At 41.5% G+C, this 18,404-nt stretch carries 15 protein-coding genes; 6 read left to right on the top strand and 9 right to left on the bottom strand.

Annotated features, from left to right (window positions below; translation table 11 throughout):
• Positions 1-279 precede the first annotated feature (279 nt).
• A complete protein-coding gene (locus B4U84_RS05160) occupies positions 280-897 on the top strand; it encodes a DUF3611 family protein (RefSeq protein ID WP_131115909.1) in 618 nt (205 codons plus the stop codon).
• A 61-nt stretch (positions 898-958) separates the two neighbouring features.
• Here the strand turns inward: B4U84_RS05160 and B4U84_RS05155 are convergent, their stop codons facing one another.
• The 3 genes from B4U84_RS05155 to upp form a co-directional block, all read right to left on the bottom strand.
• On the bottom strand, positions 959-1,243 hold the full coding sequence (locus tag B4U84_RS05155) for a YggT family protein (RefSeq protein ID WP_017309436.1): 285 nt from the start codon (positions 1,241-1,243) through the stop codon (positions 959-961).
• A 235-nt stretch (positions 1,244-1,478) separates the two neighbouring features.
• Positions 1,479-1,832, bottom strand: a complete 354-nt coding sequence (locus B4U84_RS05150; protein ID WP_017309438.1) for a ssl2009 family thylakoid membrane protein — start codon at positions 1,830-1,832, stop codon at positions 1,479-1,481.
• A gap of 74 nt (positions 1,833-1,906) precedes the next feature.
• Complete coding sequence (upp, locus tag B4U84_RS05145; RefSeq protein ID WP_017309439.1) at positions 1,907-2,557, bottom strand: uracil phosphoribosyltransferase; 651 nt, start codon at positions 2,555-2,557, stop codon at positions 1,907-1,909.
• 546 nt (positions 2,558-3,103) lie between these two features.
• Between upp and crtH the strand changes: the two genes are divergently transcribed.
• From crtH to B4U84_RS31470, 5 genes are all read left to right on the top strand, one after another.
• Positions 3,104-4,708, top strand: a complete 1,605-nt coding sequence (gene crtH, locus B4U84_RS05135; RefSeq protein ID WP_242677539.1) for a carotenoid isomerase — start codon at positions 3,104-3,106, stop codon at positions 4,706-4,708.
• A 79-nt stretch (positions 4,709-4,787) separates the two neighbouring features.
• Entirely contained in the window at positions 4,788-5,141 is a 354-nt protein-coding gene (locus B4U84_RS05130) for a hypothetical protein (protein ID WP_131115904.1), read from the top strand.
• Entirely contained in the window at positions 5,123-6,679 is a 1,557-nt protein-coding gene (locus B4U84_RS05125) for an NACHT domain-containing protein (RefSeq protein WP_242677538.1), read from the top strand. The genes B4U84_RS05130 and B4U84_RS05125 overlap by 19 nt, the downstream gene beginning before the upstream one ends.
• 59 nt (positions 6,680-6,738) lie before the next feature.
• Positions 6,739-7,616 (top strand): IS630 family transposase gene (locus B4U84_RS05120; RefSeq protein WP_242677630.1). Its coding sequence is split into 2 segments (ribosomal slippage): positions 6,739-7,068 and positions 7,071-7,616, totalling 876 coding nucleotides; the frame shifts between segments, so codons are not numbered across the junction.
• Positions 7,617-7,663: 47 nt separating this feature from the next.
• Positions 7,664-9,133 (top strand): formylglycine-generating enzyme family protein, encoded by a 1,470-nt coding sequence (locus B4U84_RS31470; protein ID WP_242677537.1) that lies wholly within the window; start codon positions 7,664-7,666, stop codon positions 9,131-9,133.
• Positions 9,134-9,445: 312 nt separating this feature from the next.
• On the opposite strand, the gene B4U84_RS05110 is transcribed toward B4U84_RS31470, so the two are convergent.
• The 6 genes from B4U84_RS05110 to surE form a co-directional block, all read right to left on the bottom strand.
• Positions 9,446-10,318, bottom strand: a complete 873-nt coding sequence (locus B4U84_RS05110) for a hypothetical protein (RefSeq protein WP_131115902.1) — start codon at positions 10,316-10,318, stop codon at positions 9,446-9,448.
• A gap of 402 nt (positions 10,319-10,720) precedes the next feature.
• A complete protein-coding gene (gene secA / locus B4U84_RS05105; RefSeq protein WP_131115900.1) occupies positions 10,721-13,516 on the bottom strand; it encodes a preprotein translocase subunit SecA in 2,796 nt (931 codons plus the stop codon).
• Positions 13,517-13,800: 284 nt separating this feature from the next.
• On the bottom strand, positions 13,801-14,346 hold the full coding sequence (locus B4U84_RS05100; protein WP_131115898.1) for a cytochrome C: 546 nt from the start codon (positions 14,344-14,346) through the stop codon (positions 13,801-13,803).
• Positions 14,347-14,663: 317 nt separating this feature from the next.
• Positions 14,664-15,761, bottom strand: a complete 1,098-nt coding sequence (locus B4U84_RS05095; RefSeq protein ID WP_017309446.1) for a bifunctional riboflavin kinase/FAD synthetase — start codon at positions 15,759-15,761, stop codon at positions 14,664-14,666.
• A 227-nt stretch (positions 15,762-15,988) separates the two neighbouring features.
• On the bottom strand, positions 15,989-16,885 hold the full coding sequence (locus B4U84_RS05090) for an MBL fold metallo-hydrolase (protein WP_017309447.1): 897 nt from the start codon (positions 16,883-16,885) through the stop codon (positions 15,989-15,991).
• A 464-nt stretch (positions 16,886-17,349) separates the two neighbouring features.
• Complete coding sequence (gene surE, locus B4U84_RS05085) at positions 17,350-18,147, bottom strand: 5'/3'-nucleotidase SurE (RefSeq protein WP_131115896.1); 798 nt, start codon at positions 18,145-18,147, stop codon at positions 17,350-17,352.
• Positions 18,148-18,404: the final 257 nt, after the last annotated feature.

Raw genomic sequence — 18,404 nt, 5'->3', positions numbered from 1 at the left:
ATTTCGGCGAACCCAGAAATCATTTCGGCGAACCCAGAAATCATTTCGGCGAACCCAGAAATCATTTCGGCGCACACAAAAATCATTTCGGCGAACCCAGAAATGTCTGTATGAAACCCCCCTGCTTCTCTTGTCCCCCTTCTGTTGTTTCCTTCTTCGATAAGTATGAATTTGAGCCAAAGACATTCTTACTTGGGAAGGTCGTTATTCTTAAAAAACATATCTATGTTGAAGTAGAAGAGACTTTATCTGTTCTACTCTCATCAAACAACCATGACTATGCAAACCCAATCGGAAGTACACACTCTTAATCCCAAAATAGAAAGAATTGCTAATATTTTGCGCCTTGTTGGTTGGGTTAGCTTGTGGTTACAGCTTGGATTGGGAGCAACTTCCGTACTCATGTTGATATTTGCCATCTCAGGTCGTAGTTTCAGTCAAGCAATAACACCTGCTTCAGGATTACCAGTTAGAACCTACACTCAAGGTACAACTCCTGGAATTGGTATCAGCATTTTTTGGGGAATTTGTGGTATTTTAGTTCTATTATTAACTCTTTACCTAACTTTTCGCCTTACTGGCTTTGCCAAACGACTCCGCAATCCCAACCCCGCTTTGCATCCACCAAAAGCGGAAGTGATGAAAATATTACGGGTTGCTGTGATTGCAGGCTTTGTAGGAATGTTGTTAACAATTCTAGGAACAGGCTCAAGTTTGGGTGTTCTACTCTCAAAATCTATCGCCCAGCCACAAGGAGTAGCAATATATGATCCGAATCGTGTGATTCGCTCACTTGACATTTTTGTTGCGATGGCAAGTATGAGTGGTATTACAGCTCACTTTGTTGGAACCGTTGCTTCTTTGGGACTTTTTAACTGGCTACATCCTGAGTTATGAATTGTAGAGATGCTAAATCATCAACATCTCTACAAAAAGTTATGTATTTTTTGCTCTGCATTTACCCAAATGATTGCACGCTTACCAAAGAGCTTCCACCCTGTACTAACAAAGAACTAACAATATTGAGTACTAAAAACGCCAAGATTGGAGAAAAATCTATTCCGCCTAAGGGGGGAATAATATTACGGAAAATGTTCAAATAGGGGTCAGTAATTTGGCTCAACGCAGCAAATGGTTGGTTGTACCAGTTGATGTTGGGGAACCAAGTCAATAGAACCCTAATAATTAGCAGGGTACTATAAATCTGAATGAAAGTAGCCAATGTCGAAATCAGTAAGTACATGTGTCGATTAGTTCCCTTTTGTACGTAAATGTCTATTTTGGTCTTATATTTTAGATTTTAAGGTAGCTCAGGTAATGATGGCGTGTGCTGTCATTAAAAGGGAGAAGTCAATAAGGCACTGAGCATAAAATATTAATTATTATTTTCCTCTCCCTTGCCTCCCTTGTCTCCCTTGTCTTCCTTGTCTTCCTTGTCTTCCTTGTCTCCCTTGTTTCCCTTCCCTTTTCCCCAACTTTCAAGTACCTTTGGTGAGCGATCTTTCATTGATCACCTGAGTTGAGTTGCTATTGACGTTGTCTAGCTGCTGCCGCACTTCATCTATTGTGGCATTTAACTGGGCTATTTTATCTTCTAGCGATCGCCGTGCTGTTTCCATCTCCATACTATCGGTCTCTGAGGCTTTCATATGACGCCGCCGCAGGGATTTTTTGGCTTCTGTTTGGTTTGGAGAGAGTTGCTCTTCTACTTCGTCGGCTTCTAGTTCACTATTACTTCTGGAAGCAACAACTGCACCTAGAATACCGCCTACTACACTGCCAAAAATCGCGCCAAAGAAAAAACCACTTGCAAAACCATCACGCTGACTCATATTTATTACCGCCAATAAGAAAAGCTGGACTTTTGGATTGTTTGGTTACTTTCCAGTTCTAGCTGCATACTAGCTTAAGTCCCAAAGGTGCGATCGCCTGCATCTCCTAAACCTGGAACAATAAATCCCCGATCATTCACTTGCTCATCGATGGTCGCAGTGTAAATTATTAAACCTGGATAAGCCGCACTTAATTTTTGTAAAGCTGGAGGAGCTGCAACTACACAAACGATTCTAGTTAAAGATGGATCAACTCCCCGTTGTGTCAATTCTTCCATTGCTCTCATAATTGATCCGCCTGTGGCTAACATCGGATCGGTAATTAGTACCCGTGTTTGAGGATGGAATTTTTCTGGAAGTTTGTTCAAGTAAGAAGATGGTTGTAGAGTGGTTTCGTCCCGCACTAAACCGAGATGATAAATTGATGCCAAGGGTAGTAGTGTTTGCGCTCCTTCTAGCAATCCTAACCCTGCTCGTAAAATCGGCACTACTGCCATGGGAATTTCTGGATCAATCAAAGTCGCGGGACATGCAGCTAGAGGACTCTGTACTGTTGTATCTTGAGTCGGCAACCATTCTCGAGCTGCTTCATAAGTAAGCCAGCGTCCTAATTCTGTCATCGCACTACGAAATAATACTGAAGGCGTGGCAGCATCACGGGCAACTGCTAACCAGTGCTTGATTAAAGGATGTGGTGGAACATAAACACGCAATTGTAGCGTCATGGCGGGAATTAGGCGTTCTGCAATTGTATAAGGATTGAAACATCATAATACCGCTTCTTAAAATCTATGCATATCTGCCTATAAATTTTTATCATACAGCAGCTAACCCAACCTTTCTGATATCCGGTTATCAGCTAAAATTAAAACTCGCAAAAAATTATTGATAAAATTTTTCATTAACAGTTGACAGTCATTCTCAATCAAAGTTATATTAACAATCAGTGTTCTCCTCTCTTTAAGGATCGGCAGACGGGATTGGCCAGCGATCGCAGGCTTGTCCCTCTTTTTTTTGGTTGGGGATCGGGGATCGGGGATTCTCCAGAGGAGACGCTTCGCGAACGGGGATCGGGGATTGGGAAGTTAGGGAAGTTGGGACTCTGACAGATGTGAGTATTTAATCAAGCAATGAGTGGTGACTATAAAACTAATAGAATAATCATCGTTTCATAAACTCCTACACCCTTAGTAGAGATGCGATGTTCCTCGCGTCTCTACCGCACTTACACCCTTACACCCTTACACCCTTACACCCTAAAAACAAACACCATGCATAAAAATCTCTTCACCAATCCCCAATCCCCTGTCCCCAATCCCCAATCCCCTGTCCCCGATCCCCGTTCGCGAAGCGTCTCCTCTGGAGAATCCCCAATCCCCGATCCCCATTACGACGCAATCATTATTGGTTCTGGAATTGGTGGTCTGGTGACAGCAACTCAGTTGGCTGCAAAAGGAGCTAAAGTACTTGTTTTAGAACGTTATCTTATTCCAGGTGGTAGTGCGGGCTATTTTGAACGCCAAGGTTATCGCTTTGATGTTGGCGCTTCCATGATTTTCGGGTTTGGACAACGCGGTACAACCAATTTACTCACCCGTGCTTTAGATGCTGTAAACGTCAGTTTAGAAGTGATTCCCGATTTTGTACAGATTCATTATCATCTGCCCAACAGTCTTGATCTCAAAGTTGAGCGGACTTACGAAAATTTTTTACAAAATCTCATAGCCTATTTTCCCCACGAAGCTATGGGTATTCGTCGGTTTTATGACGAATGCTGGCGAGTGTTTAATTGCTTAAATAGCATGGAGCTTTTATCTTTAGAAGAGCCGCGCTATTTGATGCGGATGTTTTTTCAACATCCCTGGGCTTGTTTAGGTTTATTAAGATATCTACCACAAAATGCGGGCGATGTAGCGCGACGCCATATTAAAGATCCTTTATTGTTGAAATTTATCGATATGGAATGCTATTGCTGGTCGGTAGTACCAGCTGAGATGACACCGATGATCAACGCGGGAATGGTGTTTTCCGACAGGCATTATGGTGGTGTGAATTATCCCAAGGGTGGTGTGGGTCAAATTGCTCAAAAGCTTGTAGAAGGTCTGATTCAGACAGGAAGTAATATTCAATACCAAGCCAGAGTTACGCAAATTATCATAGAAAAAGGACGAGCCATAGGTGTAAAATTAGCTAATGGACAAGTCTACCGTGCCAAACGTATTGTTTCTAATGCTACACGTTGGGATACTTTTGACAAATTAATTCCGCGAGATAAAAAAGTAGCTAATGAGAAAAAATGGCAGCAAAACTATGAAAAATCACCTAGTTTTTTGAGTTTGCACATCGGCATCAAGTCTTCTAGTCTACCAGCAAACACAGAATGCCATCACATTTTGTTGGAAGATTGGGAGAAAATGGCAGATCCGGAGGGTACGATTTTTGTGTCGATTCCCACGTTGCTTGACCCAGATTTAGCACCAGTTGGTCATCATATCATTCACGCTTTCACACCACATTGGATAGATGATTGGCAAGGTCTGTCTGTTAAGGATTATGAAGCAAAAAAAGCCAAGGCTGCTAGACAAATCATCAAACGGTTAGAGAAAATTTTTCCAGATTTAGATGCGGGGTTAGATTACTTAGAAGTGGGAACACCACGCACTCATCGTCGTTTTTTAGGACGTGAGGATGGTACTTATGGGCCGATTCCCCGACGTAAATTGCCAGGGTTGCTAGCAATGCCGTTTAATAGAACTGCAATACCAGGGCTTTATTGTGTGGGAGATAGTACTTTTCCGGGACAGGGTTTGAATGCAGTAGCATTTTCTGGTTTTGCTTGCGCTCATCGGATAGCGGTAGATTTGGGTTTGAGTTAGGAAGGTGAAGGTATATATCAAACATGCTAAGTCTAAACTGGAAGTATTAAGCAAAAAACAACTGTTTTTGGAGGTATAAATGAGTGAAGTCCCTCTCTGTAGCATTGTGATTTCATCGCAAGTTCCCGCAAATGAAATAGAGTCTTTAGAAACATCGCTAGGGATGAATTCAATCAAGGTGCAGAAGTCAGCAAGCCGTGTGGTGGGTGCAGATGATATAGTTTTTGTCGCTACAGTAATTGGAGGGTTAGCAGCAACCGCCAATTTGATAGAATACGGAATTAAAGCCGCAAAAGCAATAAACAATTGGCGACGAGAACTCCGTTCAAAAAGCATAGAACCAGAAGGTAAATTAGAACACCCAAAACGTCCTCCCATAGATATCAGTAAGGCTACTGATGAGGAGATAGAGGAATGGCTGTCTCAAAAGTAGTTGAAAAAGTTCCTCTGATCCCAGGAGAAGAAAAAGTTACTGAACAAGATAATTGCTTCAGTAATCAAATTTTGATCTTGTTTTCAGCCCCTCTACTAAATGAAGACTTATCACCAGTAGAGAATTTATCACTCCAAAAAGAAATTGATGCGATCGCTTCAGTATTAAAAGATATATCTCATCCGATAGCAGTGGAAATAGTGGTAAAAGTAGCCACTTCACAGACTCTACAAGATGTGTTGTCTCATCGTGTCAAACCACTGATTATTCATTTTATCGGTCATGGGATGAGAGATGCAGATGGGACAGCTTTGGTGTTAGAAGATGAAGTGGGAATTACTCGCTCTTTTAGTGAAGAAGAACTGGAAATTGCTTTATCAAATCATCAGCAACCACCTTGTCAGTTAGCATTATTGAATGCTTGTCATTCCGAAAAATTAGCTCAAGCTTTTGTCAAAGCAGGAGTGTCTCATGTAATTGCAGTTAACGCTGAAGATAAAATTCTTGACGTTGCAGCGCGATGTTTTTCTCGACGACTTTATCAAGCATTATTCAATCAAGATGAGATTATTAATGCTTTTTTAGTGAGTCGGAATGCAGTTAAACTGGATGATAATTTAAGAAAACTGTTTAACTCTCAGACTTTTGAGCAAGGAGTTAATTTCGACGAAGCCTTCAAATTTAGATTATTACACCAAGCTTCCCATAATCAATCACTAATTATCGAACCAGCAAATTCACACCAAATTATCTATCCCCAGTGGTCAAATACTAATATTCCCCGCGAAGATCCAAACTTTGTTGGACGCAGACGAGAAATACATCAGGTAATTAAAGTATTGGTAGAGTCTGATAAACGTTGTATTGCTCTTCATGGTATGGGAGGAATAGGTAAAACTGCCTTAGCTTATGCTATTGGTCAGTGGTTACATGAGCGCGATCGCTATAAACATGGAGTTTGGTTTATTAGTTTGCGCGATACTGATTCTGTAGGAACGCTGATTATTAAAATCAAACAGACTCTGGAATTAAAAACTTTTGCTTTAGAGAAAGAGTTAAGAGATAGTCGAGTGTTTTTGATTCTCGATGATTTGGATAGATTGATTGAGAAAGAACCCGATGAACTAATTCAGCTTTTGAAATCGCTCTTAGAACAATGTCTTAATTTAAGACTGTTGTTAACTGCTCGTGATTCTTTAGTAAGAGATATTATTGATTATTGCCATCAAGAAGAAGTTCTGAGTATGGGAGCATCAGAAACCAGAGAAATATTTAAAAAGTATGCTCCAGCACAAACACAATGGGGAGATAATGATGATTTGCTCTCAGATTTTAATCTTTTAGTCAAGTTTCTTGATGGCTATCCCTTGCCCATTAAATTAGCAGCATCTTATATGGCAGAAACTCAATGTACTCTCAAGATGCTGTGTGAAGACTTGGAAATTGAACCCCTGGAAGTTCTTGATTCTTATTCACCTGAACAAAGAAAAGAAAGAAGTCTACGGATAACTTTAGAGCGTTCTTTTGAGATGTTATAGCTATTGCCAGAAGTGTTAGGACATAAAATAGAGAAGTCTGAATACCTCTGATGAATGCGATGTCCAAACCCTACAGCTACGACCTGCGCCAAAAAGTTATCCAAGCGATTGAGTTAGATGGCATGAAAAAAAGCGAAGCGGCTAAAGTGTTTCAAATCAGCCGCAACACAATCAATCTGTGGCTGAAGCGTCAAGTCGAAACTGGAGATTACCAAGCGAAGTCGAATCGACCGCATCACACGATGGACAAGATTAGCGACTGGCAGAAATTTAGGGAGTTTGTGAAGCAGCATGGGGATAAGACGCAAGCTCAAATGGCAGCCCTGTGGGAAGGGGATATCAGTGTTCGCACCATTTCACGCGCCCTGCAAAAAATCAACTGGAGTCGAAAAAAAAGACCTATGGCTATCGTGAACGAGACGAAGCTAAACGAGCAAGTTTTTTAGCTCAATTGGCTCAGATTCCCCTGTCCCAACAAGTGTACGTAGATGAATCGGGTATGGACGAACGAGAAGATTACAGCTATGGCTGGTGTGAGCGAGGTAAACGCTTTGAGGCACTCAAGTCAGGACGAAGAAGCGGGCGAGTCAATATGATTGCGGCATATTGCCAACAACAATTGATGGCTCCTTTTACCGTGGAAGGAGCTTGTAATCGAGTAGTGTTTGAGACTTGGTTAGAGACCTGCCTCATCCCAGTGCTTCAACCCGGACAGGTAGTTATTGTCGATAATGCGACGTTCCATCATGGAGGACGCATTGCACAACTGATTGAAGCGGCGGGCTGTCAACTTTTATATCTGCCTCCCTATTCTCCAGACCTTAACCGGATTGAAAAGTGTTGGGCTTGGCTCAAAAATCGAATTCGCCAACGCTTATCTAATTCTGGTTCTCTGCGACAGATAATAGAGTCTGTTCTCCGAGATGCTGTGTCCTAACACTACTGGCTACAGCTATATCAATAGAAGCTCAAGATATATTTCCTTTGTTGGCTTTTTTTCCCAATGGTTTGAGTCTTGATTTAGTGAGGGCTATTTGGGGTAGGAGTCGTCAAAAAGCTTTGATGGAATTGCTCAAGTTTTCGATGGCAGAAAAATCTCCAACTGCATCTGATTGGAGAGTAACTTTACCTGAACCTGCACGAACTTACGCAGAAACTAAATTACAAAAAGGTAGAGGAATTGACTATTTTGCTCCTCAAGTTTTGGATTTTTATCAGAGTAATTTCTGTGACAAAGTTCTCAAGCTTTTTGGCAATAGGGATAATAATAAAGGACAGCAGTTGCTTCTGCAAGAAAATTCAAATTTAATCCACTTTATTGAATGGGGTTATGATCAGGAATTAAGTTCAGATCAAATTTGTCGCAGTGCGAGAATTACAGCTTTATTAAGTCCTTATTGGCGTTGGATTGAGCCGAATCAAGATCCTTTGGTTAGATTAAATTCGGCTTTAGCAGCAGCCCAAAGAAATCAGGATCGAGACGGAGAAGATTTAGTTATAAATGCGTTAGCTGCGCTCGCCGAAGGCATCGCTACTTTTGCTTCGAGAGAAGAATTTAAAGATGTTCAATCTTTGGGACAAGAAAATGATGACCTAAAGCTCTTTGAGTTTGCAACCGTCACTGTCAACCGTAGTGGCAAAATCATCAAACGAGAATCGAAACAAGCTCAATACTTTACCCAAACCCTCCCCAACGATATCCCCCTCGATATGGTCGCCATTCCCGGTGGTACTTTTATGATGGGTTCACCCGAAGGAGAAGGATATGACTCTGAAAAACCCCAACATGAAGTAACGGTTCAACCCTTTTTCATGGGTAAATATCCCGTCACCCAAGCACAATGGAAAGCTGTAGCTGCACTTCCACGAGTTAATCGCAACCTAAAACTAGAACCATCGTATTTTAAAGGAGATAACCGACCAGTAGAACGAGTTTCCTGGTACGATGCCGTTGAGTTTTGCGATCGCCTCTCCCAATATACAGGTAAACAATTTCGTCTTCCTAGTGAAGCCGAATGGGAGTATGCAGTTCGTGCTGAAACTACAACTCCATTTCATTTTGGCGAGACAATTACAACTGAGTTAGTTAACTACGATGGAAACTATACTTACGCTTCTGCACCAAAAGGAATTTATCGTCGAAAAACAACGCCTGTTGGTAGCTTTGGTGTAGCTAATACCTTTGGGCTATACGACATGCACGGGAATGTGTGGGAATGGTGTCTCGACGATTGGCACAATAACTATGATAGAGCGCCGACAGATGGCAGTCCTTGGTTTGATAACAATGATAATATTTATCAAAAATCTGGTTTAGCGATACTGCGGGGCGGTTCCTGGGGCGACGATCCTAAGTACTGCCGTTCTGCGTATCGCAGCAACTACTATTGGCGCGACGTCATCGTCGACGCTATTGGTTTTCGTGTTGTCTGCGCGGTTGGGAGGATTCTTTAGTAGCCCTTTATACTTTAGTCCTTTTCCCCTTTACACTTTTTCTTTTTTACTTTTTTCCGCCGTCAGGCGGATCGAATTTTTTGACAGAAATATTGAGATTGATGAAGAAATGATTATTCAATTATGCAATTCTACGAGTCCAACACGCTGCAAAAACCTACTACTTCGCCACGCAAATTTTGACAGGTTGCGAGGGGTTAGATCCCCGACTTTTTAAAAAAGTCGGGGATCTGGCCAACTTGTCAAAATCAATATGGTGAACTACCACTGCATTTTACTTAAGGAATGCAGTAGCCTTGATGAGCATATCTATCAAAGAGTATTCACCTTTTTCCACATATTAGCTAAAGCCTTAGCAATAGGCTTAGTCACTTCATCGTCAGTCCAATACGCATTGTGTGAAAAAGGCGTCCAGTTCTCCACGAAATTACCAGCATTGACTTCTATATCAGCTTTCACAGCTGCATTGTACTTATTATTAATTCCCTTGACAGGAAATCCCAGAACATCATCCTTGTCATAAAAGTTAATCCACTCACCTTCTAAATTTGGATAATGGTTTGAAAGTTTTGGAGAGGGAATTGTGATAGGTGTACCAAAATCTGTGTAACGTAGTCTCCACAAAGCAATTTGGCTACCAAGTGTGTAATACAGTGCTAGTGTTTCTCCTTGTTCTAAAGGAGTGTCACCAACATCTATTTGCATGACATCGTTTTGAAGATCCCAAATATAGTTACTTGCTATTACTGAACCAAGACTATGCCCAATAATACACAATGGAGCTTTACTACCAGCTTTTTGAGCTAATTGTTTCAAAGTATCAGCAATGACTTGATGTACATTGTCATAAATTTCTCTATGTTTAGGAGTAATCTGGTAGCCAATGCTATCTGCTAGAGAATGAATAATAAAATCACGTAGACCCAAGGGATTACTGAGTTTGTCAAGCTTTAGTCTTCTTGATAATTCATCTTCAAGATCCTGAAGAATTGGGGCCCAGTATATAGCTTCAATCTCAAGCTTTGAATCTATTTGTTTTTCATCTTCTCCCAACAATTTTGCAACCTGAAATTTTAGCTTTTGTGCTATACCTCCAGCAAATTTATGAGGATTATTTTTATCTTTAAAATCAGGATTTGCTTTACCAATACCATGAATGACAGCTACTGCAATTTTTTGTGACACTATAGTTTTCCCTTGGAGAATTTTAATTTTTTTAGTTAATATTCAAGATTCATGCATTGAGAACAATCACAATTTAAATGTGATCACTGAATCAATTGACAACAATCAGTTCAAGATGCGATCGCTACATTATTATAAATAATCTAAATTCAATAGATTTCATTAGCTCAACATTCCGCCCTCAAATAAATAGCTGGCTCATAGCTAAAACCCACTTCAAGTGGGTTAAACGGCTTATTTATTCAGTCTACTTCTAGTAGACTTCGGCTATTAGGGCGCAGTTTACTTGCGCCTTACTTGCGCCTTACTTGCTTGCCCTACAGCCTTTAGTCATCGTGCAGAAAACAAAGACGCCAAGAAAAACTTAGCGTCTTTGTATGCAATAAATTTTACTGCTTTATCCTATACCATTTCTGAGGATGTTTGGACTACAGCTTGAGGTTGGGGTTGGAACATAAACAAGGAGTAGACGACATCTCGACGAATATTGGTCATCATATCCAAGAAGAGTTCGTAACCTTCGGTCTTGTATTCAATTAATGGATCTTTTTGACCATAACCCCGTAATCCTACAGACTCACGCAAAGCGTCCATTTGTTGCAGGTGTTCTCGCCAGAGAGTATCAATGCGCTGCAAGATAAAGAAGCGTTCGGCTTGGCGCATCAATCCGGGTTGAATTTGATCGATTTGCGCTTCCTTCATGTCGTAGGCGATTCGCACCTGTTCGTGCATGAAGGCTTTAATTTCACTCATCGACATATCTATTAGTTGAGATGATTGTAAATCTGCTAGTAGATAAACAAATTCTTTGACTTTCTCAACTAATTTGTCTAGTTCCCACTCTTCAGAAGGCAAATCTGGATTGATGTAGTAGTTAACGATGTCGTCCATCGTTCTTTCGGCGTACTCAATCACTTGTTCTTTGAGGTCTAGTCCTTCTAAAACCCGGCGACGTTCAGCGTAAATTGCCCGACGTTGGTTGTTCATCACCTCGTCGTACTCAAATACCTGTTTTCGGATATCGTAGTAGTAGGTTTCAACTTTTTTCTGGGCGCCTTCTAAGCTGCGGGTTAGCATCCCAGACTCAATTGGCATATCTTCTTCAACGCGGAAGGCTTCCATTAATTTAGCGACGCGATCGCCACCAAAAATCCGCATCAAGTTATCTTCTAAACTAAGGAAAAATCTCGTCGAACCGGGGTCGCCTTGGCGTCCCGCACGTCCCCGTAATTGGTTATCAATCCGTCGTGATTCGTGACGTTCTGTACCAATTACGTGTAAGCCTCCCAAGTCTACTACTTCTTGGTGTTCGCGACTGGTGAACACTTCATACTCTTGTTTGATCAGTTTGTAAGCTTCCCGCAATTTTTGAATTACAGGGTCGTTAGTGGGGGCTTTTTCGGCAGCAACAGCGATTTTTTCCTCTGCTTCCAATTCTGGCAAATTGCGATCGCCATAGGCTTGAACTGCCATTTCTACTGCTTGTTTGAGCAGCTGTTCTGTTTCTTTAGAAAGTTGAGTTGGAAAAACTTGCGGTGAAGCTTTCCAAGTTTTAACTTTTTTCCCAGGAACAAAGCCTTGTCCAGCACTACTGGAACTCGGAGGTAAACCAGCTGCTCTGTGGACGCTGAACATATCTTCATCTTCTGGCTTGACGATCCGGGGCATAAAGTATTCCCGCATCTTCAAACGAGCCATATATTCAGAGTTACCGCCCAAGATAATATCCGTACCTCTACCAGCCATGTTTGTGGCAATCGTCACAGCACCTTTACGTCCAGCTTGAGCAACAATCTCCGCTTCCCGCTCTACGTTTTCCGGTCGGGCGTTGAGCAATTCGTAGGGAATTTCCATTTGCTTCAACAGCTGGCTGAGATACTCAGATTTTTCGACACTTGTAGTTCCGACGAGGACAGGTCTACCAAGTTGGTGCATTTCGCCACATTCTTTAGCGATCGCCCGCCACTTACCCGCCTCATTCTTAAACACCATATCAGACAAGTCTTCCCGTCTTCTGATCCGGTTAGTAGGAATGACGGTGACTTCTAGTTTGTAAATTTTTTCAAATTCAGCTTCTTCAGTTTTTGCCGTTCCTGTCATCCCACCGAGTTTTGGATACAGCAAAAACAGGTTTTGATAAGTAATGGTTGCTAAAGTCTGAGTTTCTGGTTGAATGTCTACATGTTCTTTAGCTTCTATTGCTTGGTGTAGTCCATCACTCCAACGCCGTCCCGGTAGCACCCGCCCGGTAAATTCATCGACAATTACTACTTCGTCATTACGGACAATGTAGTTAACGTCTTTGAGGAACAATTCTTTAGCTTTAATCGCGTTAAAAACAAAGTGCGCCCAAGGTTCTTCCGGGTCAAATAAATCTTTTACTTGCAAAAGCTGTTCTGCTTCAGCAAAGCCCTCATCTGTTAACAGCACGTTCCGGGCTTTTTCATCTACTTCATAATGCTCATCTTTTTGCAAAGCGGTGGCGATGCGGGCTGCTTCTGTGTATTTTTCTGTGGGTCGTTCGACTTGCCCTGAGATAATTAATGGTGTCCGCGCTTCGTCAACTAAGATTGAATCTACCTCGTCAATCACGCAGTAGTTAAATGGGCGTTGTACTACATCTGTGATTGATGTTGCCATATTATCCCGCAGGTAATCAAAACCTACTTCACTGTTAGTAACGTAGGTAATATCACAGTCATAGTTTTTCTTCCGTTCTTGAGGCGTCATGCTGGCTTGAATCAAACCGACACTCAAACCCATAAAGCGATGCACCTGTCCCATCCATTCCGCGTCCCGACGAGCCAGGTAATCGTTAACAGTGACTACGTGTACACCCTTACCTGTCAGAGCATTTAAATAACTCGGTAAAGTTGCAACCAGGGTTTTACCTTCACCAGTTTTCATTTCGGCAATTTGCCCTGAGTGCAAAATTACACCACCCAACAACTGAACATCAAAGTGCCGCAACCCCAAGACTCGTCGTCCAGCTTCCCTGACTACAGCAAAAGCTTCGCTTAAAATGTCATCAAGAGTTTCGCCTTTAGCCAGACGCTGCTTAAACTCTACTGTTTTACCCTTGAGTTCATCATCTGAAAGAGCTTTGATATCTTCCTCTAACAGGTTAATTTCAGTAATGTAAGGTTGATATTTTTTAAGCTTACGAGCGTTGGGGTCGCCCAACAAAGTTTTTAGCATGGCAGATTATTTAACAAAATCAACGGGGACGGGAATTTTAGGTTTGGATATGATTATAAGCATTTGACCCAACTGAGTTTTAATACTCTATAAATGGGTTGAAAATGGAAAATTCCAACAAAAACAGCAACAAGACAAACCAATCTAGTTACTAAATGATGGCTTTAAATTAGGAGTTTATATTTGAAACTTTATTAATAGTATCATTTCGCTTCCAGATGAAGCAGTGAAGCCCGACCATGCTCAAGTAGCGATCGCCCATCCCCAAGGTGGGGAATTGGGCCTTACTTTGTGTTTTCCCACTCTGGTGTCAGACGGCGGAAGTTATACTCATTGGCACCAGGATGACAGGAGACACAGCTATTTATCTCCACAGAACGTGGAAGTTGCACTTGGGGATGCAAAGCTTTGAAAACACGAGAGTTATTGACGCGATAGGGTATTTGTTCCTCTTCTTTGATAGAACGGGAAAAAGTGGAAAGATATCTCCAAACTAAAATGCGTGGTGGATCAACAAGAGGTTGAATTTGGGCGCCGTAATGTTGCGAATCTTGCAGAATATTTTTCCAAGTTTGGGTTGGTAAAACTTGTGGCGGTAAAGCAAGATGACAGCTAGAGCAGTTTTCTAAGTAAAGTTCTTGACCGAGTTGGTACTGAGCAGGGACTACATCTACAGTTCCGATTTCAGAGGTAGGAGTTGCACCTTGAGCATTAGTTGCAAAGGAGATGAGCCAACCCATAGCCAAACTCCAAGTGATGACTACCAAAAATAAACCTAAAGATTTAATTTTAAATTGGCGACGTTTGCGATACTTCGTTGGATTAGTCATTCCTCACACTCATACTAATTTGATATTGGAAATAAAAATAAGTTACTTATACCATTTCACGTTAATAGCGATACATATGAATTTTGTACCAGACGCGTTCGCTTTTAGCGTTCCCGCAGGGTAATTTCGCGTCTCTACACCGCCTGTATTTGTATCAAGATTTTTGTGAAATGGTATTAGAGGATGTTTGAAAAGTCGGAAAGGATGTAAAAAAGCTCTCTCAGTGTACGCTGTAAATAGATAGTAAACAGCACCGAGAGAGTAATCCCTTTCCCCGTTCTCTAATCAACGTTTCCCTAACAGAACAAAATTAAGACTCAACACTTAAAAAACGCTCTAGCAGCAGTACAGTCTAGATGAATTTGTGTTTTTAGGGCTTCTAGATTCGGAAATTTTTGTTCTGGGCGCAAAAACTTTTCTAGATGCACTGCCAGCTTTTTACCATATAAATCACCAAACCAATCAAATAGATGTACTTCTACTGAAAGATTAACACCATTAACTGTGGGGCGATTGCCTATATTCATAACACCAAAATAGCCATTTTCTGTAACATCTAATGTTTGACTAACAGTAAAAACACGGACAGCATAAACACCTGTATGAGGCAGAAACTTGTCTTTGGGCAATTCGAGGTTAGCGGTGGGAAATCCAATAGTTCTGCCAACTTGTTGATCTTTAATCACAGTACCGACCAGCGTATAAGGTCGTCCCAACAATTGGTTTGCTTGTTCGATGTCCCCACTAGCAAGAATTTCACGAATCAGTGAGCTGCTAATCCGAGTCTGTTGGTGTACCTCAGTATAATTTTCTGGGGATTCTGCACAAGTTTCTAGAGAGGCGATGCTAACAGGAATGTTGTATTTAGCAGCAATGATTTTGAGATCAACAGCAGTACCAGTACGTTTAGAGCCAAAACGAAAATCTTGCCCCACGCTAATTTGTGCTGCTTGCAATTGCTGGACGAGAATTTTTTCTACAAATTCCTCTGGAGTTAAAGCACATAGTTCTTTATCGAAGGGTAATAGTACCAGTTGTTGTACTCCAAGCGATCGCAACTGGTGGACTTTTTCATCCAATGGTGTGAGCAAACTCCGGGGTTGACCTGTAAAAAACTCTTGGGGATGAGGGTCGAAGGTGACGACGGTCGAGTAAATATGGTCTTTGCATAAGGCGGTTTCACCAGACGCGGTGACGCTGTGAGTGGGAGATGTGGTGAGATCCCCACTCACCATGTCCTCAGATGCGTCAGAGTGTCCCCGTGTCCCCCTATCCTTCAATATTGGTTGAATCACTCGTTGATGACCGCGATGTACACCGTCAAATTTACCAAGCGCGACAGCAGTTGGCGTCAGAGCTAGTTCAGTTGAAGATGTTACCCACACAGAACACCCATTTTGAGACAGATTTGGCACGTCGATTCTGGGATTTTAGGTTTGTTCAGCTTTTTTTGCTAACCCTCAGGTAAATAGCCTTTATGGGCATTTTTGGCCTGTGGTAGATGGTTTCAAGACATTTGGTGCTATCCACTTTTGTCTTGTGACTCACTCATACCACACCCTACCCAAAGGGCGCTTACCTGTAGAATCAGCTCTTGATCACCAATCTAATCTAAAATCTAGAATTGCTTCCTTGGCAATATCTACACAGAAAACTTACTAATAGGAAAAGATTCTGATAAGGGAATGGAAACAGGAACCTGAAGCACCATCCCTTCCCGTGCCATCACAGCAGTTGGAAATTTTTGCCGTGCTTCTTCGCCGACACGATCTAAAAATTCATCATTATGGGCAGGATCGTGGTGAAAAATTACTAGTGTCTTAACATTAGCAGCTTTGGCTACCTTCACAGCTTCTTGCCATGTAGAATGTCCCCAACCAATTTTAGGACTGCTCGGCGAATGATATTCTTCATCAGTATATGTGGAATCATAAATCAGAATATTAGCATCACGAGCTAGCCACAGGACATTTTCATCTAGCCCGTCTGCAAAATGTTCAGTATCAGTTATGTAAACAGCAGCACCATCACGCCAATTTACCCGGTATCCGACTGCTTCACCTGGATGGTTAAGGGGAGCCGTTTCTACAGTAATATCATCAATGTGTATAGCTTGCCCTGGTATAACATCGTAGAAATCTAAGTTTGCTTGCATAATCTGCAAGGGAACAGGAAAATTAGGATGCAGCATCTGATCATTAAGACGCTGTTCTACAGTTGAACCATCAGGAGCGATCGCACCATAAATATGAAAGGTATTTCCCCTAACAAATCCCGGTGAAAAGAAGGGAAAACCTTGCATATGATCCCAATGGGAGTGAGTGAAAAATACGTGAGCTTCTATAGGCATTTTAGGCAACAAAGATTGCCCTAGAACATGCAGTCCCGTACCACCATCGAAAATTAAGCGTTTGCCATCCACCTGCATCTCAATGCAAGAGGTATTACCTCCATAACGAACGGTGTTTGGTCCCGGACAGGGAATACTGCCACGAACGCCCCAAAAATGCACAGTAAATTGATTGTCTATCCTTGACATTGGTGTTGCTTGCTCGACTGAGCGGACGGTGATCCGATTTTAGATTTGAGATTATATACTGGATTTCTATGGAATTTGGGGCTTGTAACATAAAGGAATTATAGGTTATACCATTTCACGTTAATCACGATACACATAAATTTTGTACCAGACGCGATATATCGCGTCTCTACAGGGTCTGTATTTGTATCAGATTTTTTGTGAAATGGTATTAATCAAAAATGTTACTTGTTGTATGAAGGCTATGCAGTTTCACTTCTATTCAGCAAGAGTGATTTAATTGGTAAAATACAATACCTTGTTTTCCGTTAATTTGACTCAATAGAAATCAGGTAAACTCTTAGTCAGGTTCAAATTTTTTGGAGTTTTTGTAAGGGCTATCTGCAAGTTAGCTCTTACTTTATAGCCTAGATTTAATCGTGATGCATTGAACCTTTACTTAGAATTATCAATACTTCTAAAATTTACTGCAATTTGAACTTCCACTGAGATAGTTGATCTAATCCTGTGCCATAGGTAAGGTTGTATTGTAATGGCGTTACGCTAATGTAGTTATCACGGATAACATGCACATCCATAGGTATATCTTCAGGCAAGTTCAATCCTATTGGTGGCTCTATGTCTTCTAAAACCTCTCCTGTTAACCAGTAGTAAGTTTTACCACGCGGATCAATTCTTTTATCAAAAACATCAACATAGCGTCGCACTCCTTGGCGAGTGATGGTGACTCCAGCTATTTGTTCCCACTCCACAGCAGGAATATTAACGTTAAGCAACATCAAATCTACTAGAGGGTTTACCGCTAAATAGTCCACTAAGATTTTGGCAAATTTCGCAGCGGGTTGAAAATCTCTAGAAGAGAAACTAGTAAGACTAAATGCCACACTAGGAATACCTTCAATTAATCCCTCCATTGCCGCAGAGACCGTACCAGAATAAAGAATTTCTGTTCCCAGATTTGCACCCTGATTAATACCAGAAAGAACTAAATCGGGGGGAGAATCTAGCAAAGCCCACAGTGCTAATTTTACACAGTCAGAGGGAGTACCATCACAAGCCCAAGCTTTAACCGCAGGATGAAAAATAGACTCGACAATTTCAGCGCGAATGGGTTGATGTAAGGTAAGACCGTGTCCAGTAGCAGAACGTTCGCGGTCTGGACAAACAACAGTGACTTCATGGCCTGCTTCTGCCAAGGTGTTAGCAAGAGTACGAATACCCAAAGCATAAATACCGTCATCGTTACTGATCAGCAATTTCATCTGTTGAGTGAGTGCATGTGTAATTCGCCATTAAATTATTAGTCAACAGTCTTTGGTCAATTGTCAATGTCTTAAATCACAAATGGGGGTTGGGGATTCTCTAGAGGATAGTAAGAAGTATCTACACACTCTTGAAATTCACGTTGATCACAAAAATCATTTCATCCATAGAGAACATTAAAGCGTTTGTTCAAAACGTTTTAACTTTGCTTATTAACCTTCCTTGATCCATAGAGAACATTAAAGCGTTTGTTCAA

Source organism: Westiellopsis prolifica IICB1 (assembly GCF_004323185.1).
In the GTDB taxonomy this organism is placed as follows: domain Bacteria; phylum Cyanobacteriota; class Cyanobacteriia; order Cyanobacteriales; family Nostocaceae; genus Pelatocladus; species Pelatocladus prolificus_A.
This window is presented reverse-complemented; position numbering and strand designations above follow the sequence as displayed.

What these genes read in the sequence shown, in the direction of transcription:
- B4U84_RS05150 (WP_017309438.1), bottom strand. Translation starts at nt 1,832, where the DNA reads ATGAGTCAGCGTGATGGTTTTGCAAGTGGTTTTTTCTTTGGCGCGATT.
- surE (WP_131115896.1), bottom strand. Translation starts at nt 18,147, where the DNA reads ATGAAATTGCTGATCAGTAACGATGACGGTATTTATGCTTTGGGTATT.
- secA (WP_131115900.1), bottom strand. Translation starts at nt 13,516, where the DNA reads ATGCTAAAAACTTTGTTGGGCGACCCCAACGCTCGTAAGCTTAAAAAA.
- B4U84_RS05090 (WP_017309447.1), bottom strand. Translation starts at nt 16,885, where the DNA reads ATGTCAAGGATAGACAATCAATTTACTGTGCATTTTTGGGGCGTTCGT.
- B4U84_RS05160 (WP_131115909.1), top strand. Translation starts at nt 280, where the DNA reads ATGCAAACCCAATCGGAAGTACACACTCTTAATCCCAAAATAGAAAGA.
- B4U84_RS05130 (WP_131115904.1), top strand. Translation starts at nt 4,788, where the DNA reads ATGAGTGAAGTCCCTCTCTGTAGCATTGTGATTTCATCGCAAGTTCCC.
- upp (WP_017309439.1), bottom strand. Translation starts at nt 2,557, where the DNA reads ATGACGCTACAATTGCGTGTTTATGTTCCACCACATCCTTTAATCAAG.
- B4U84_RS05155 (WP_017309436.1), bottom strand. Translation starts at nt 1,243, where the DNA reads ATGTACTTACTGATTTCGACATTGGCTACTTTCATTCAGATTTATAGT.
- B4U84_RS05100 (WP_131115898.1), bottom strand. Translation starts at nt 14,346, where the DNA reads ATGACTAATCCAACGAAGTATCGCAAACGTCGCCAATTTAAAATTAAA.
- B4U84_RS05125 (WP_242677538.1), top strand. Translation starts at nt 5,123, where the DNA reads ATGGCTGTCTCAAAAGTAGTTGAAAAAGTTCCTCTGATCCCAGGAGAA.
- crtH (WP_242677539.1), top strand. Translation starts at nt 3,104, where the DNA reads ATGCATAAAAATCTCTTCACCAATCCCCAATCCCCTGTCCCCAATCCC.